The organism is Deltaproteobacteria bacterium (genome assembly GCA_013151235.1).
In the GTDB taxonomy this organism is placed as follows: Bacteria; CG2-30-53-67; CG2-30-53-67; order CG2-30-53-67; family CG2-30-53-67; genus JAADIO01.
Map to the genome: position 1 here is coordinate 1 of JAADIO010000051.1, position 16064 is coordinate 16064.

Annotated in this window: 16 protein-coding genes and 1 tRNA gene; 5 read left to right on the plus strand and 12 right to left on the minus strand. The window is 53.3% G+C overall.

Features of this window, described 5'->3' with window-relative positions:
* Nucleotides 1-823 precede the first annotated feature (823 nt).
* Nucleotides 824-1039 (plus strand): hypothetical protein, encoded by a 216-nt coding sequence (locus tag GXP58_09705; protein ID NOY53879.1) that lies wholly within the window; start codon nt 824-826, stop codon nt 1037-1039.
* 94 nt (nt 1040-1133) lie between these two features.
* Here GXP58_09705 and GXP58_09710 read toward each other — a convergent pair whose 3' ends face one another.
* Nucleotides 1134-1388, minus strand: coding sequence for a type II toxin-antitoxin system RelE/ParE family toxin (locus GXP58_09710; protein ID NOY53880.1), 255 nt, complete (start codon nt 1386-1388; stop codon nt 1134-1136).
* Nucleotides 1385-1579, minus strand: a complete 195-nt coding sequence (locus GXP58_09715) for a hypothetical protein (protein ID NOY53881.1) — start codon at nt 1577-1579, stop codon at nt 1385-1387. Before GXP58_09715 ends, GXP58_09710 begins: the two co-directional genes overlap by 4 nt.
* 303 nt (nt 1580-1882) lie before the next feature.
* Between GXP58_09715 and GXP58_09720 the strand changes: the two genes are divergently transcribed.
* The gene (locus GXP58_09720) at nt 1883-2401 is read left to right on the plus strand and encodes an AbrB/MazE/SpoVT family DNA-binding domain-containing protein (protein NOY53882.1); all 519 of its coding nucleotides are present in this window, start codon (nt 1883-1885) and stop codon (nt 2399-2401) included.
* The gene (locus GXP58_09725) at nt 2385-2813 is read left to right on the plus strand and encodes a type II toxin-antitoxin system VapC family toxin (GenBank protein NOY53883.1); all 429 of its coding nucleotides are present in this window, start codon (nt 2385-2387) and stop codon (nt 2811-2813) included. Before GXP58_09720 ends, GXP58_09725 begins: the two co-directional genes overlap by 17 nt.
* A 275-nt stretch (nt 2814-3088) precedes the next feature.
* On the opposite strand, the gene GXP58_09730 is transcribed toward GXP58_09725, so the two are convergent.
* The 10 genes from GXP58_09730 to GXP58_09775 all read right to left on the minus strand — a co-directional run bounded on the left by GXP58_09730 (nt 3089) and on the right by GXP58_09775 (nt 13893).
* Entirely contained in the window at nt 3089-5473 is a 2385-nt protein-coding gene (locus GXP58_09730; GenBank protein NOY53884.1) for a tetratricopeptide repeat protein, read from the minus strand.
* A gap of 169 nt (nt 5474-5642) precedes the next feature.
* The gene (locus GXP58_09735; protein NOY53885.1) at nt 5643-7697 is read right to left on the minus strand and encodes a sodium-translocating pyrophosphatase; all 2055 of its coding nucleotides are present in this window, start codon (nt 7695-7697) and stop codon (nt 5643-5645) included.
* Nucleotides 7698-7740: 43 nt separating this feature from the next.
* The gene (locus GXP58_09740) at nt 7741-8298 is read right to left on the minus strand and encodes an aminoacyl-tRNA hydrolase (protein NOY53886.1); all 558 of its coding nucleotides are present in this window, start codon (nt 8296-8298) and stop codon (nt 7741-7743) included.
* Nucleotides 8299-8404: 106 nt separating this feature from the next.
* A complete protein-coding gene (locus GXP58_09745; protein ID NOY53887.1) occupies nt 8405-9064 on the minus strand; it encodes a 50S ribosomal protein L25 in 660 nt (219 codons plus the stop codon).
* A gap of 21 nt (nt 9065-9085) precedes the next feature.
* Nucleotides 9086-10030, minus strand: a complete 945-nt coding sequence (locus GXP58_09750) for a ribose-phosphate pyrophosphokinase (GenBank protein ID NOY53888.1) — start codon at nt 10028-10030, stop codon at nt 9086-9088.
* Between the two features lie 125 nt (nt 10031-10155).
* A tRNA-Gln gene (locus tag GXP58_09755) sits at nt 10156-10229 on the minus strand.
* Between the two features lie 56 nt (nt 10230-10285).
* On the minus strand, nt 10286-10567 hold the full coding sequence (spoVG, locus tag GXP58_09760) for a septation regulator SpoVG (protein ID NOY53889.1): 282 nt from the start codon (nt 10565-10567) through the stop codon (nt 10286-10288).
* Nucleotides 10568-10632: 65 nt separating this feature from the next.
* Nucleotides 10633-11499 carry a 4-(cytidine 5'-diphospho)-2-C-methyl-D-erythritol kinase gene (gene ispE, locus GXP58_09765; GenBank protein NOY53890.1) on the minus strand — a complete coding sequence of 289 codons (867 nt, stop codon included), beginning with the start codon at nt 11497-11499 and terminating at the stop codon, nt 10633-10635.
* Nucleotides 11496-12266 carry a DUF4292 domain-containing protein gene (locus GXP58_09770; protein NOY53891.1) on the minus strand — a complete coding sequence of 257 codons (771 nt, stop codon included), beginning with the start codon at nt 12264-12266 and terminating at the stop codon, nt 11496-11498. The genes ispE and GXP58_09770 overlap by 4 nt, the downstream gene beginning before the upstream one ends.
* A gap of 7 nt (nt 12267-12273) precedes the next feature.
* Nucleotides 12274-13893, minus strand: coding sequence for a tetratricopeptide repeat protein (locus GXP58_09775; GenBank protein NOY53892.1), 1620 nt, complete (start codon nt 13891-13893; stop codon nt 12274-12276).
* 443 nt (nt 13894-14336) lie between these two features.
* Here GXP58_09775 and GXP58_09780 point away from each other — a divergent pair, with 443 nt between their 5' ends.
* The gene (locus tag GXP58_09780) at nt 14337-15281 is read left to right on the plus strand and encodes an ATP-binding cassette domain-containing protein (GenBank protein ID NOY53893.1); all 945 of its coding nucleotides are present in this window, start codon (nt 14337-14339) and stop codon (nt 15279-15281) included.
* Nucleotides 15278-16063 (plus strand): ABC transporter permease, encoded by a 786-nt coding sequence (locus GXP58_09785; GenBank protein NOY53894.1) that lies wholly within the window; start codon nt 15278-15280, stop codon nt 16061-16063. Before GXP58_09780 ends, GXP58_09785 begins: the two co-directional genes overlap by 4 nt.
* The last annotated feature ends 1 nt before the right edge of the window (nt 16064 follow it).

The window sequence follows — 16064 nt, forward strand, 5'->3', positions numbered from 1 at the left end:
AGAGCACAGAGAATCCCTTCCCAGTTAACTACAAAAAACAAGAGCAAAAAGCAAGAGCATTAAACCACGGGGAACTCGGGGTGTCACGGGGGAAAGGCAAAGTCAAAGGCAACGGCAAAGAGGTATTCACCACCTGTCTGCGTGCGGGTCGCCCGCACAGGCAGGCGGAGACTTCGGAGAACACAGAGAAAAGCCTACTGGTTACAACAGAATCGGGGTCAACGGCCGTTTCACCGCAAAGGCGGTAGAGGACGCAAAGAAATGCGGGGGACGGCAAGGACAAACCTCCCTCTCGCCAAACACGCAAAGACCGCCGAGAAGATCCAATAAATTTCATAACCAAGAACTATTTCCGCCTTTCTCCGCGCCCTTGGCGTCCTTTGCGAGAGGCCGGTTTTGCTTTTACCTTTGCCTCTGATGCTGCTCTGTGCCTCTGTGCCTTTGCCCCTGGGTTTTATGCCCCTCGTCTTTCCCCTGCTTTACGCTATTAGTAACTTGATGAGAGCAAAAGTCGCGAAAATATTTGACTTGACAACTCCTGAACTACATTGTATACATGGCCCATGATTGTTTACGAGGCAAACATCCGGAAGTTCGTTCGGAAAGGCTTATTACCCAAGGAGGTTTTTAAAAGATTCCACAATATTTTCATCGCCCTGGAGGCCACGGAAGATCTGGGTCTCTTTGATATCAAGAGATTGAAGTCCACGGAAAGAAGAGCTTATTACCGATTACGAAAAGGGAAATACCGGGCCATATTTTTCCTTGAATCCGGCGATTATCATGTAATGTCCATTGCAAAGCGAGGGGAGGTGTATCGAAAATGGGAGTCATTTCGGTAAGACTCAACAAGAAGGAAGAGAAGATCCTGAAAAAGCTGACGGAACATTTCGAGACGGACAAGTCGGCGCTGATCAAAAAATCGCTTCTGGAACTCTATGAAAATCTGGTCGATCTTGAATTTATCGAAGAATTTGAGAGGAAAGAACAAAAGGGCGAGGTCTCTTTCGTCCCGGCCGGAGAGATCCTGAAGGATTGAAGGCAAAATCAAGGGGTAGATGCACACAGACACAGAGTGGCAAAGGCAAACCTTTCATCAAATACCCCCGTCCCGGGTAAACCGTGGAAGACCATCAGCGATATACATCTCTTCTATGGCCGATATGTAGAACGATCACCCTTCCCTCCTGGTCATCAATCTCATAGACAACCCGATAATTCCCTACTCTGATTCGCCATCCTTCACGACCGGTTAATTTGGTACAACCAACCAGCCTCGGACTGCTGCTCAGAGCACGAACGGCATTGACGATACGTGGGACATGATCGTGGGGAACTCGCTCCAATTCTTTCTGCGCCCGCCTGAGAATATGAATCTCATACTTCATTCGCTGGTCTTGTTGATCTCATCTACAGCCTGCTCAAAAGGAATCGTATCATCGCCGGACTTCTTCGCCCTGTCATATGCTCGTATCGATTCCAGTTCTTCCAGTTCTTGCAACATTTTTCCGTAGTCCTTAATGCTGAGCAGCACACTGATCCGCTTCCCATTTTTATCAACGATGTAGTGTTCTTTTATGGAAGCCACCTGTCATCTCCTTATTAGCCTCTCTTGTCTGTACGTTTCATTATTATTGCCGAGGAGCCGGCTTCTGTCAATGAGAAACGACATTGTGCGTCATTCGGGGTCATCATCATTCGGGGTCACATCATTCGGGGTCAGGCTTCGCTAATTTTATATCTTGATCGCGGCCCCTTTCGAAAAGGGATAAAACGCTCCCTTCAGAGAACGCATAACCGATTCCCCGGATGATATCAATATAGAATTAGCAAAGCCTGACCCCGGCGTAGCCATGACCCCAGCGTAGCCCAATGCAGGGAGATGAAAAAGAAGGCCGTGGCCCGCTCGCTGCGCGGATTCCTTACCCGGGTGAGGCATGGATCATCAATCTCAGCCTTCGCGACGAGGAAACAGTCGGGGAGACGAAGGTGCGTTTCATTCCTGTTTTTGAATTGTTGTAAGACAGGACAGGATTTGGAAAGGCAAGGGGCAAAGGCAAACCTCGCAAAAAACTTGACAGAACAGTTTCATACATGTAAATTATTATTGGATATGAAATATTTATTATTGCATGACATTCAGGTGAATAACATGATTACAAAAGTAGGCACACGAGGACAGGTTTCCATTCCGAAAGAAATCAGAAAGAAGTTCAAAATCGAATCTGAAACCCGCATTGAGTGGTTCGTTGACGGGAAGACCATTCGGGTTTTGCCGATTCCGAAAGATCCGGTCAAAGCCTTCAGGGGCAAAGGGAACAGAACCTATACCACGGATGATCTCATAAAGGACCGCAAGCAAGAGCGCTCGCTGGAGGATGTCGATGACGGGAAAAAGTAAGAAGCCTTCAAGCTATGTACTGGATACCTCAGCGCTGCTGACATTATGGAACAATGAGGCAGGCGCCGACAGCGTTGAGAAGATCCTCCGGCAAGGAGCCACCGGAAGTGCAACCGTCTATCTTTCCTTTATCTCCTTTATGGAAATTCGTTACCGCTTTTATAAAACCCGAGGGAAAAGCGCCGCCAACGAGATCTATCAGGCAGCGAGGATTCTTCCGTGCACAAGAATCGATGTGGATGAAAGACTGATCCTCCTGGCTTCGGATATCAAAGGGACAAACAGCCTTTCCGTTGCCGACAGCTTCATTATCGCAACCGCTGTAAAAGAAAAAAGTACACTCGTACATAAAGATCCCGAATTTGAACAGGTTCGTGACACAGTGACTCTTCTCACGCTGCCCTACAAATGATCTCCGCTATCCCCCCTTTTAACTAAGATGAAGTCGTAAAAAGTCCGTTCGACCCTTCGACCCGCTCAGGGCGAACGGTGTAAGTGATTGAGGCACCTCTTAGGGTCAGAGCTACACATTTGACATTTTGCACGCGGACAGGCGCAGACCTCAGAGAGCACAGAGCTTGGGAAGTCTCATCCATCTCCCCCTTCCAGGCCATCCCCTTTGAAAAGGAGACCGAGGGGAGGGCAAGGTAGCTGCTGAATACCGGTCGCTGACGGTTTTATCCGATCTTACCCCAGTTTTGCCAACGCCTCTTGCGCCTTCTCTTTTTCCGAAAAATCATACGGAAAGGAAAGGGCCTTCTTCAGCGCCTCTTTCGCCTTCTCCGGCTGCTTGTTATCACGATAGGCAAGCCCTAAATGGTAATAAACAGAAGGATTTTTGCCGAATTTCGCGATGCTTTGTTCAAACAGACCAATGGCCTTCGGATAGAAACTTTTTTTGTAATAGACCCAGCCGAGGGTATCCATAATCATCGGATTCTCAGGCGTTTTTTCCATAGCCTTCTGAACCAGATCCAGGGCACGGTCGGTATCTCCACCATGTTCAAGGATGAGGTACGCCAAGTTATTGGACGCAGCAGGGTTGGCCGGGTCAATTTTCAGGACCTTCTCATAGTTGGCGATCGCTTTACTAACCTCACCGGTCTTCTCATAGAGCATGGCAAGGCTCGCAAAAGGCTTGGGACTTTTCGGATCAATCTTTGCGGCCTGATGATAATACCCGACGGCATCCCGCATCTTTCCCTGCCGCTGTTCAAGCCGACCGAGCATCAAGGAAACTTCCAAGTTGCCCGGTGCCTTCTCCAGGGCTTGCCTCAGGGTCTTCTCCGCCGCGCCAAAATCTTTTCGGACCAGATAGACTCCTGCAAGTTCGATGTAGAGTCCTCCGCTTTTGGGAGAGGCGGCAATCTGTTTTTCCGCACGGGCGAGTGCCTGATCAAATTTTTTCTCTGAAACAAAAATCTTAAGAATCTGGGAAAGGGCATTCCGGTAACCGGGATCCTTGGCAAGCGCTGTCTCGAAATCCTGCAATGCTGTATCCTTCTCCCCTTTTACAAGGTGAGTCAAACCCCGGTAAAAATAGCCCTCCGGCAGGCCGGGCTTTAATCTTATCATCTTTTCCGATTCATGCGTCAGGGTTGCCAAATCCTTTATACTGCCGGCAGCCGCCGCACGCAGGGCATGCGCATCGTAAAGATCCGGCATCATTGCTAATATTTTGCCGGTTTCTTTCATAACGGATGAATATTTCTTCTTTTGCATGGCTAACTTTGCAAGGGTCAGGCGGACCTGGACGGAATGCGGACTGAGTTCGGCCGCCTTTTTCAGCTCCTCTTCCGCCAGGAGCGGTTCGTTATTCGCAAGATGCGCCATCCCGAGACGGTAATGAACCTCGGCGCTTTCTGGACGATCTTTCAAGACCACCCGGAATTCATCCACGGCATCCTTGCCTTTTTTCTGCGCCATAAGGATGAGTCCTTTCAGGTAGTGTGCTTCCGTATCGTCCGGATTGTCACTCAGGATTTCTTCCGTTTTCTTTATGGCCGTATCGTAGTCATTCTCTTTGAAAAAAACCTGTGCAAGCTTTCGTTTCGCCTCCAGCGATTCGGAATCGATCTCCAGGCATTTCTCATAAACCTTCTTCGCCTTGTCAAATTTCTGCAGGCTGGCGTAGAAGTCTCCCAACTGGATCCGTTTCGGGAGATCCTCCGGAGCGGCCTTCACTGAAGCGAGAAGAAGTTTTTCAGCTTCTTCTTTTTTCGATTCCTGCACGTAAAGTTGAACGAGTGATAGGGTAAAGGCGGAATTTTTCGGAAAGAGATTCATCCCCTTTTTGTAGGTTGCCTCTGCCATGGCATCATTTTTCTGCACGACATACAGCCCGGCAAGAGACAGAAGAAGTCGTTCATTTTCCGGATCGATGGAGACGGCCTTTTCCATCATCCGCACTGCATTCTTCGGCTTTCGGAGATGCTGATAGAGTTGGGCCAGTCGTTGATAGGTGGGAATGTGTTTCGAATTAAGAGCAAGGGCTTCTTTGAGAATTCCTTCCGCCTTTTCCGGTTTTCCCTGCCGCTCATAAACCACCGAAAGGAAAAGCCGGATTTCCAGGTCCTTTGCGTCGATCTTCAAGACCTTAAGCCCCTCTTCAACGGCATGATCAAGATCCTTTCTTCCGAGGTAGCAGGACCCTTTGATTTTATGGGCGTCTTTGTTATCCGGTTCCTTTGCAAGTACCAGGTCCGCTTTTTCCTGGGCCTGATCATATTGGCGGGCGATCGTGAGGATCTGGGCCAGTTTAAGCTGAGCAGCAATCAGGTCGGGTTTGAGTTCCGCCGCCTTGGAAAAAGCCCCGTAGGCCTTGCGGATATCCTGCAACTTCATGAAGGTCCGCCCCAGTTCATAATATCCTTCCGCAAACTTCGGATCAATCTGGAGGACATTCTTGAACTCGATCACGGCCTCTTTGTACTTCTCCTGCTCGTAATAGTTTTTTCCCTTCTCGAAATATTTCTGTCGCCGCTGCTCGATGGTTCCGCAGGAGGCAATCATGCCGATCAGAAAAAAGCAGTTGACCCAGACCATCATCTTTTTCATACGCTCTTTGCCCATTTCCACAGATCCCCCTTGTGAGAGTTACTATCCGAGGAGGAAAATACCACACTTCCTGTATGATCACAAGAGTTTTGCCGGAGAGCAAAATCGGGCATAAAAAACCCCGGCTTCTTCTTCCGAAGCCGGGGTTTGCCGGATGGCTATCTTTTAACGACGATCTTTCCCGTCACCGCATCGCCACCAGCGGCGCAATTACGAGGGAAACAATGGACATGAGCTTGATCAGGATATTCATGGCCGGACCCGAGGTATCCTTGAAGGGATCGCCGATGGTGTCGCCTACGACGGCAGCTTTGTGCGCATCGGAGCCCTTGCCGCCGAGATGACCCTGCTCAATATATTTCTTGGCATTGTCCCAGGCACCGCCGCCGTTCCCCATGAAAAGGGCCATGAGGACCCCGGCCACGGTGGCACCGGCAAGCATTCCACCCAGAGCCTCCGGCCCGAGGATGAACCCGACGAGGATCGGGGAGATGACGGCAAAAAGACCCGGCATGACCATTTCCTTAATGGCGGCGGCGGTACTGATATCGACACACTTCTTGGCATCCGGCTTGACCCCTTCCTTCCCTTCGAGAAGTCCCGGGATCTCCTTGAACTGGCGACGGATCTCCGTTACCATTTCCATGGCGGCCTTCCCAACGGAGGTCATGGTCATGGCCGCAACGAGGAAGGGAAGGATCCCACCGATGAGAAGTCCGATCACCACCATCGGGTGTGTAACGATAATCTGCATTTTGGGCAGATGATTTGTCAAGAGGGTATGATTGACGGTCTGTGAGTATGCGGTAAAAAGAGCTAGGGCCGTCAAAGCGGCGGAGCCGATGGCAAACCCCTTCCCGATGGCGGCGGTGGTATTGCCGAGGGCATCGAGTTCATCGGTGATCTTCCGCGTATCTTCACCTAATTCCGCCATTTCCGAAATCCCGCCGGCGTTGTCGGCCACCGGGCCGTAAGCATCAACGGACATGGTGATTCCGACGGTCGCCAGCATTCCTACCGCCGAGATCCCGATCCCGTAGAGGCCGGCATATTTGTTCCCGATGTAGATGGCCAGGGCGATGATAAGAACGGGGATCGCCGTACTCTCCAGTCCTACAGCAAGGCCGGTGATCACGTTGGTGGCCGCTCCGGTCTTGCTGGCCTCGGCGATCCGGCGGATCGGGCCGGCGGCGGTGTAGTATTCCGTTACCAATCCGATGGCAATCCCGGCAATCGTCCCGGCGAGAACGGCCCAGAAGACATCTTGATTGACCCCCACCGGGTTGAGGATCACATAAGTTCCCGCAAGGAAAAGACCCGCAGCAATAAATGTGGAGTAGCGAAGGGCCGCCGCCGGATTCCAGCTCTTCAAAATCTTCATGGAGAGGATCCCGATAAGGGAGGCGATGAGGCCCGTCATGGCCAGGATGATGGGGAGGGCCATGTAGCTCAATTTGGTCGTCTCCGTGATCATGGCGATGGTGACGCCGCTGGTTGCGGCAATGGCGATGGTGGCAATGATGGAGCCGACATAGGACTCGAAAATGTCGGCGCCGAGCCCGGCCACGTCGCCCACGTTGTCGCCCACGTTGTCGGCGATCACACCGGGGTTTCTCGGGTCGTCTTCGGGAATTCCCGCCTCGATCTTTCCGACCAGGTCGGCGCCGACGTCGGCCGACTTCGTATAGATCCCGCCGCCCACACGGGCGAAGAGGGCAATGGAACTGGCCCCCATGGCGAAGCCGTTGATGTTGGCGATCCCCGATGCATCACCTTTGCTGAAGACGTAGTAGGCAATCCCGATTCCAATCAGCCCCAGACTCGCGACGGAAAGACCCATGACGGCGCCTCCGGAAAATGCGGTGGAAAGCGCCGGTCCGTGATCCGGCTTGTTCGCTTCCGCTGCCTGTGCCGTACGCACGTTGGCCATGGTGGCGGCGTTCATCCCGAAGTATCCGGCAAGAATAGAGCATAATGCCCCGCCGAGGAAGGCAATCGCCGTCGCAAGGGTCACTTTCCAAGCCAAAAGGGCAAACACAATAATGATAAAGATGGCGAGGACCTTGTACATCCGGAACAGAAAGGTCAGCGCCCCTTCGTGAATCTGGTCCGCAATATCACGCATCCGATCGGTACCAACAGGCTGCTTCTTCAACGCACCGAAGATAAAAAAGGCGACAATCAGCCCGACGGCTCCGATAAGGGGTGCATAGGTTGCATTCAATACTGCATTCAACATTTTTGTCCTCCTTCTTGGAAAATAATGGTAAGACCTCTGAAACTTAATGATACCGATTCATGGATTCCTGAAGACCGTGCTGTAGAAGAAATTCCGTGATCTCCACGGCTCCGGCAATCCATTCCTTCACCACCGCCGGCTGAGAAAAATTGCCCAGCACATAATCAGCGGGATCGAGGCCGCCTTCCGGACGACCGATACCGATCCGGATCCGGATAAAGTCTCCCGATCCGAGCCGTTCGATAATGGAGCGGAGACCGTTATGTCCTCCGTGCCCGCCTCCATCCTTGATCTTGATCCTTCCCGGTTCGAGATCGAGATCATCATGAACGATAATGACCCCCTGCCTCCCTGCTTTACGCCGGGAACACAAACAGGCAACGGCATCTCCGCTTCGATTCATAAAAGTCTGCGGTTTGGCAAGAATCACCGCCGCCGCGCCGATCCGTCCTTCCCCGATCTCTGCATTGCACCGTTTCCGACGGATCGGAATTCCTGCCTTTTCGGCCAGTACTTCGATGACCCTGAAGCCGATATTGTGTCTGTGCTGTTGATATTTTCTACCCGGATTACCGAGACCAACAATCAGAAAATCCGTCATGGAGCAGTGCCTTTGTGATCAATGCTTGTGACAAACAGCCAACAGCACGATATCCGGAACGGGACTTCCCGGGAGATATTGCACCGTTCCAAGACCGCTCTCTGTCCTATTCAGGCTCGCTCTTCTTTTCGGATTCTTCCGCTGACTTTTCCGCCTCAGCACTCCCTTCCGGGGCAACACCCTCATCCGTCTCAACGGCCTCGGGCTCCTTTTCAAGGGTCGGAGCCACCACATGAAAGAGGACCTGATCGCCGGGTGTCAGGATCTTCGCACCGGGATCGGGGATGTCCGAAACATGGAAAGCGTCTCCCACATCAAGATGGGCAAGATCGACCTCGAAGGACTCGGGGATCTCCATCGGAAGACACTCCACCTCTACACTGGTCAGCGTATGTGTCAGGATGCCCCCCTTTTTGAACCCTTCGGGATCGTCCCCAATCTGGCGGATTTCCACCATAACCCGGATCTTCTTGTCCATGGAGACCTCGAAAAGGTCGGCATGGATCGGCACCAGACGAATCGGGTCCACCTGGAGATCCTTCAGGAGAACCGTCTTCTTGTCTCCATCGACAGAGATTTCCAGGATGGCGTTGACACCCTGATCCGATTTCAGGACCGTTTGCAGATCTGTGAGGCGCACCGACAGACTGCGGGCACCTTCATGCCCATAGAGGACGGCGGGTACCAGCCCTTGCCGGCGGAGTTTGCGGGCAACCCCCTTGCCGCTCCCGTCCCGGGCAAAAACATCAAATACTTGTGAAGCCATGGTTTGTTGTACCTCCAGTCATTAATCGAAGAGTCTGCTCACGGACGTCTCTTCGTTGATACTGCGAATGGCCTTGGCAAAAAGCTTTCCCACGGAGAGGACTTCTACCTTGCCGCACTTGTCACCATTGCAAAAAGGAATACTGTTGGTGGAAACCACCTTGTCCAGCCTGGACTCACTGATTCGGGTCAGGGCAGGACCGGAAAGAATCCCGTGAGAGCAACAGGCGGAAACCGATTCCGCTCCCTGGTTCATGATGGCATTGGCCGCCTCCGCCAGGGTTCCCGCCGTGTCAACCATGTCATCCAGAATCAGGGCCTTCTTTCCCACCACATCCCCGATGAGGTTCATCACTTTGGCCTCGTTCGGTTTGCTCCGCCGCTTGTCGATGATTGCCAGCGAGGCATGGAGCCGCTTGGCAAAGGAACGGGCCCGGAGAACCCCTCCCGCATCGGGCGAAACCACGACCGTGTCGGTTCCTTTCCATCCATTGTTTAGGCAAAACTCCGCCAGAATCGGTGCGGCATAAAGGTTGTCCACGGGAATATTGAAAAAGCCCTGGATCTGTCCTGCATGGAGATCCATGGTAAGGACCCGGTTGGCCCCGGCAGCCGTGAGAAGATCCGCCACTAATTTTGCTGTAATCGGCACACGGGGAAGGACCTTCCGATCTTGTCGGGCGTAACCATAATAAGGGAGAACGGCCGTAATCCGGCCGGCCGACGCCCGCTTCAAAGCATCGATCATGATCAACAATTCCATCAGGTGGCGGTTCACCGGATGGCAGGTCGATTGAACCACGAAGCAATCCCGGCCCCGAACGTTCTCATTAACCTGAACCATGATCTCGCCGTCGCTGAAGGTTCCCACAACGGCATCCCCCAGCGGGATGTCCAGGTGATTGCAGATTTCTCTGGAGAGTTCCAGATTGGAATTGCCGGAAAAGATTTTCATCGTCTGCTGAATCACCCCATTATAAAAGTCCGTCCCGGATAAACCGGGACGCAACACTTTGTTATGCTTATAGTTCGGCCCTCTGCGGAGAACATCTGCGGCCCTATAATTAAGTCCGGCACCGCCGATCGTCATGCTGGCTCGGGGGCAGGGATTCGAACCCCGATAGCCAGAACCAAAATCTGGAGTCCTGCCATTGGACGACCCCCGATTCATACACAGCAGGGTATCAAACGAATGAACCTTTTAGAATCTCTTGCTAACGTTCTACCCTTTCGCGGCGTCTTCCGAACGGATATGCATCTTGTCCCGATAGACGCGCAACACCTGCTCCTGTATCCGGTTACGGGTCTGAGTATCCAGAGGATGGGCGATATCCCGATAGCTGCCATCGGCCTGCCTCCTGCTGGGCATGGCAACAAAGATCCCCTTCCTCCCCTGAATCACCTTCATGTCCCGAACGACGAAACAGTCATCAAAGGTGATGGCCACATAGGCCTTCAACATCCTGTCTGCTACAGGGTAGATCTGAACCTCAGTAATTTCCATAGAACGAAAATCACCGCCTTTCTGAGGATTGAGTATGGGTTGATCAAGAAAGCGGCAACGAAAATCTATGCCGGAATGGTATCAAGCGTGTGTACCAAGGTGACCGAAAGGCCCTTTCTGTTTTCCAACTCCGTCCCGGCTGCACATGCCGCCTCCCGATCGGGAAAGATCCCGAAAAGGGTTGAACCGCTGCCGGACATTGCACCTTCCAGCGCCCCCAGATCCAGGATCGTTTCCTTGATCTCCCGAAGCCGGGGATAAGCCTCGAAGGTAACCCGCTCCAGGTCATTTGAAAGTACTGAATGACCCCTCGTAAAGGTTGTGACCAAAAACCTGCGTATGCTAATATGTTTATTTTTTGTTGTCAACCCTAATTTTACCCCTTGGTAAACCTTCTTTGTCGATATGTGAAAACCCGGATGGACCAGAAGAATCCAGAGGGGAGGCGAAGGGGAGGGAAGCCGTTGAAGCTTTTCTCCCCGCCCCGTGGCCAGGGCCGTTGCCGAAAAAAGAAAAAAGGGGACATCCATTCCGAGTTCCGCCGCCAGTTCCATCAACCTCGACAGGGGAAGAGGATTCCCCCGGAGCCGGTTGAGAGCGGCCAGGGTCGCTGCCGCATCGCTGCTCCCGCCGCCGAGACCGGCGCCGACCGGGATCTTTTTTTTCAAACCGATCCGTAGATGAGGCGTTTTCCCAATTTCCCGGTAGAACCGCCCGGCCGCCCGCACGACAAGATTCTCCTTTCCGGTCGGCAGGCCGGGGGTATCAAGGGTCAGCTCGATCCCCTCTCCCCCCTCTTCGATGAAAATCTCGTCATAGAGAGAGACCGTCTGAAGAACCGTTTCAATCTCATGGTATCCATCCGGTCGTTTTCCCCGAACGAGAAGACCGAGATTGATCTTTGCCGGAGCCGACAGCGTCAGACCACTCACCGCTCGCCTCCTCCCGGAAGTACCGGAGGAACTTGGAAGAGCCCCGGATCGAGGGGGCGGTTCAGAAGGATCGACTGATAACGGAGGGACAGGAGTGTCTCTCCTGCGACTTCCAGGCGGATGCGAAAAGGGAGCCGCATCCCTTTGACTTCACGGAAATCTCCGAAAAGCAGGCTCTCTTCCACGGTTCCCCCACCGTCCAGCCGGTCCCAGCGCAGGAGATCCCCCGACCCGTTCATCCGGATCCGCTGACAAACCCGCCCCTTTTTGAGAAAAGACAGAATGATTGCGCTCCCATCACGTTCACTGCGGATTTTTTCGGGAGTGAGGAGGGGCAGGGGAGGCATTCCAGCCAGGAGCCGGATCAGTTCCGAAACGGTCAGGTTAACTCCGAGGAAGTGATACAAATTCTTTTTTTGCGGGGAGAAAACCCGGACGGACGACTTCGCAGGGAAGAGTAACGCCCCCTTTTCCTTCTTCGCCACAAGAAGCATCTGCAATCCCCCCAGTGGATCATGGATCTCCAGGTGCAGCCTATCGGGAGCCTCAAGATGAATGACTTCGGTTCCGACAAAGCGGATCTTCAGGTTGTTGATCACCACCCGGGCCATGCCTGAGAGAGTCCGGACCGCAGCCTCCCGCGCCTTGAGCCTTCCGATAATTTCCCGGTGAAAGGGTGCCTCGCCGGGGGAAAGAGGAGGAATGGAAGGGCGCGTACAGGCGGCAAAAAGCAGGCAGAGAAGAATGAATTTCCAAAGGGGCGGCACGGATTCCTCAGGGAGAAAGACGGTCGATTTTCTTGCGGAGTCCCTGATTATCGGGGTCCCCCTTCAAAGCCCGCTTCCAGACCTCAACAGCACGCCCGGTCTTTCCGGCCTTTTCGTAGGCATCTCCCAAATGCTCCAGAACCAGCGGATCCCCAGGAATGTTGTGGTTGGCCTCCTTCAGATATTTCAGGGCCTCCGGATAGCGCCCCATCTTGTAATAGGTCCATCCGAGGCTGTCCTGATAGTAGCCGTCCTCAGGACGAATGGCCAGTGCCCGTTTCACCAGCTCGGCCGCCTCGTCCAGGTTGATCCCCCGATCCGCAAACATATAGCCGAGGTAATTGAGGGCATCATTGTGCTTCGGGTTCAGTTCGATCGTTTTACGAAAGGCCGCCACGGCATCATCAAAGCGTTTCATCTTTTCATAAACAACCCCGATCTGAAAGTAAATCCTGTCGTCGTCACTTTTCAGGCGGAGCGCCTCCTGGAAGGAGTGAATTGCCTCTTCGTTCCGGTCCATGGAAGCATAGACGGTACCGAGAAGGAGGTAGAGGTCGGAATTATCGGTAACGGTTTCCAGCGTCTTTTTCAGCAGGGTTACCGCCTTGTCCGGATTTTTCATCCTCTCGTAAAGCTCGGCCAGTTGGAAGACGGTGTCCAGCTCCTCCGGAGAGATTCCCAGTACGGTTCGGTATTCCTTCGCTGCCCGGTCAAACTGTTTCAGTCCCTCGTAAGCCGCCCCGAGATAGAAGTGGGCTTTGAAATGTCCGGGCTGCAGAGCCGTGACAATCCGGAGTTCTTCCACGGCTTTCTCAAGTTTTCCCTGCTGCATGTAGAGCAGACCCACTTTGAAATGTGCATCGGCGTTATTCGGCGCGAGTTCACCGAACTCTTCCAGTTGCCGGATTGCCTTGTCCAGCTGGTTCCCCCGAACGTAGAGAAGGCTCAGCCGCTTCTGGATGGGGGCAAACCTCGGGTCCACCTTCAAGGCACGTTCATAGACACGGATCGCTTTGTCCGGCTTCTTCTCGATTTCATAGAGGGCGCCAAGGCTCAGGTAGGCCTGCATAAAACGGGGCTGGCTGCGGAGGGCCTTTTCAAAAAACTTCCGGGCTTTTTGATAATCCTTTCGGTTGGCATAAATTCGCCCTAAGTAGTAGTCCCCCACCCCGTTGTGCCCATGGATAGTGGAGAGTTTGTTGAAAAGGTCAATCGCTTTCTCCGTTTTTTCCTGCTGCAGATAGAGCGTCCCGAGAAAGACATAGGCCTCACGAAAATACGGGTCCTGCTTCAAAACCTGCTCGTAGAGTTTAATCGCCTCATCAGGCCGGTTCAGGCTGGAGTAAATCCCGGCGGCAAGCATCAAAAGCCGCGGGGAAGGAGGCTCCATGGTCATTGCCCGCTCCACCGCACCAACGGCCTTTTCAAGGTCTCCCGTCTGCAGATAGAGTGAGGCAATATCGCTCTGAAGAAAAGACGATTCAGGATCCGCCTCCAGCGCCTGTTCCATCTCATCCACCGCCCGATCGAGATTGCCGTCCATCCGGTAGGCATTGGCCTGCAGATAATGGCCGTAGGCCTCCGGTGAGGCAATCCGTGTCGGACCGGAGAAAACCTTCTTCTCCATATGAAGTTTTTTTGCGATTGCCGGTGCGGGAGAGGAAACCCGGGGCGTGCAGGCTGCAACCGGCAACATCAAGATCAAAAATAATGAAACCATACCCTTGATGGTGTCGTAAAAAGTCACGAAGCCCTTCGACAAGCTCAGGGCGAACGGTGTAAGTGATTGATATTCCGTTCGTGGTGAGCCTGTCGGAGCCTGTCGAACCATGAACGGAATCCGGAAAACGACTTTTTACGACTCCCTCACCCTTTATCATCGTTAAAAAACTCCTTAAAATTACCGATAGTTACATTTCTAAAAAACTAACTGATTCTCCGGGGGATGTCAAAAGAAAAAAAGAGGATCGGCTTTTACTTTGGGAAAATGTGTGTTAACTTTCATAAACTGCAAAGACACAAACCTTATCGACAGGATCAACAGGATAATAAGGAAAGAAACCCAAGAAGATGAATCCCACCAAAACTCATCCGGTCATCAGCGCCCGGGGCCTCACCAAGGATTTCGGGACGGTTCGAGCCGTCCGTGGAATCAATTTTGAAATCCGTGAGGGTGAATGTTTCGGTTTCCTGGGCCCGAACGGGGCGGGCAAGAGCAGTACCATCCGGATGCTCTACGGATTTTCTCCCATGACCGCCGGAATGCTGAAAATCCTGGGGATGGATATTCAGACCTCCGCCCGGAAGATCAAGGCCCGGCTCGGCGTGGTCCCCCAGGACAACAATCTTGATACCGACCTGACCCTTTTGGAAAACCTTCGGGTCTATGCCCGCTATTTCGATCTTCCGGCAAAAGAGGCCGGGGCACGAGCCGAAGAACTGATTCATTTCATGCAGTTGGAAGGGAAAAAACAAAACCGGGTCGATGACCTTTCGGGGGGGATGAAACGGCGTCTTATCCTGGCCCGGGCTCTGCTCAACTCTCCCCGGATCCTCCTGCTCGACGAACCGACGACCGGCCTTGATCCGCAGGCCCGGCACCTGATCTGGCAGCGTCTCCGTTCCCTGAAGAAGAGCGGGGTCACACTGGTCCTGACAACACACTACATGGAAGAGGCAGCGCAACTTTGTGACCGGATCGCCGTGATGGATCAGGGCAAAATCATCCTCACCGGCATTCCCCGGGAGATGATCCGGGAGCATGTCGGTACCGAGGTGATGGAGTTCCGGGCCGAAGAGAGCGGAGATGACGAGATCCGGGAGACACTGTCCGACCTGGCCGTCGAAACGGAACGGTTCGGGGATACCCTCTACCTCTATCTTTCATCGGAAAAGGATCTTTCCCGGCAGGTCACACAGCGGCTGATGGAGATAAACCACTCCGAAATGATTCACCGGCAGGCAACGCTGGAGGATCTGTTTCTAAAGTTGACGGGGAGGGATCTGACGGAATGATGCACGAAATCCTGCAAGTTCCCCAGGTCTCCCGGCGCTGCCTCCGGGTCTGGCAGCGAAACCGTGATGCTTACATGAAATTCTACCGGCTGAGCCTGCTGGGAAGCCTGGGCGATCCGATCCTCTACCTTCTTGCCATGGGATACGGCCTCGGCCGCTTCCTCAATCAGATGGAAGGGATGAGCTATGTCGAGTTTCTGGCGCCGGGGCTGGTTATCTCTTCGACAATGTTTTCGGCCGCGTTCGAGTGCACCTACGGTTCCTTTCTCCGGATGATCTACCTGAAGGCCTATGACGCGATCATTGCCACACCGCTCACGATCGAGGATGTCGTCGCCGGGGACATCCTCTGGGGAACGACGAAGGGCGTATTCAACGGCCTGATCATGTTTCTCATCATCACGGCATGCGGACTCGTCGATTCCTGGTGGGCGGCGGGCATCCCCCTGCTGATTCTTCTCGTCAGTTTTCTTTTCGCCTCCCTTTCGATGATCACCACGGCCTTCGTTCCCACCTTTGAGGCCTTCAATTATTACATTACCCTCTTTCTCACCCCCATGTTTTTCTTCTCGGGGGTCTTTTTCCCCTTGAACCGGCTGCCGGAATGGGTCACGATCACCTCCCGGTTTCTGCCCCTGACCTATGCTGTGGAGATCTCCCGGTCGCTGATCTATGGACGGCCTTCGTGGCGGATCCTCACGGATGCACTGATGCTCCTGATTCCGGCGATCGTCTGTTTCCAGGTGGCCGTCAACCTGGTCAAGAGGAGAGTCATCAAATGAC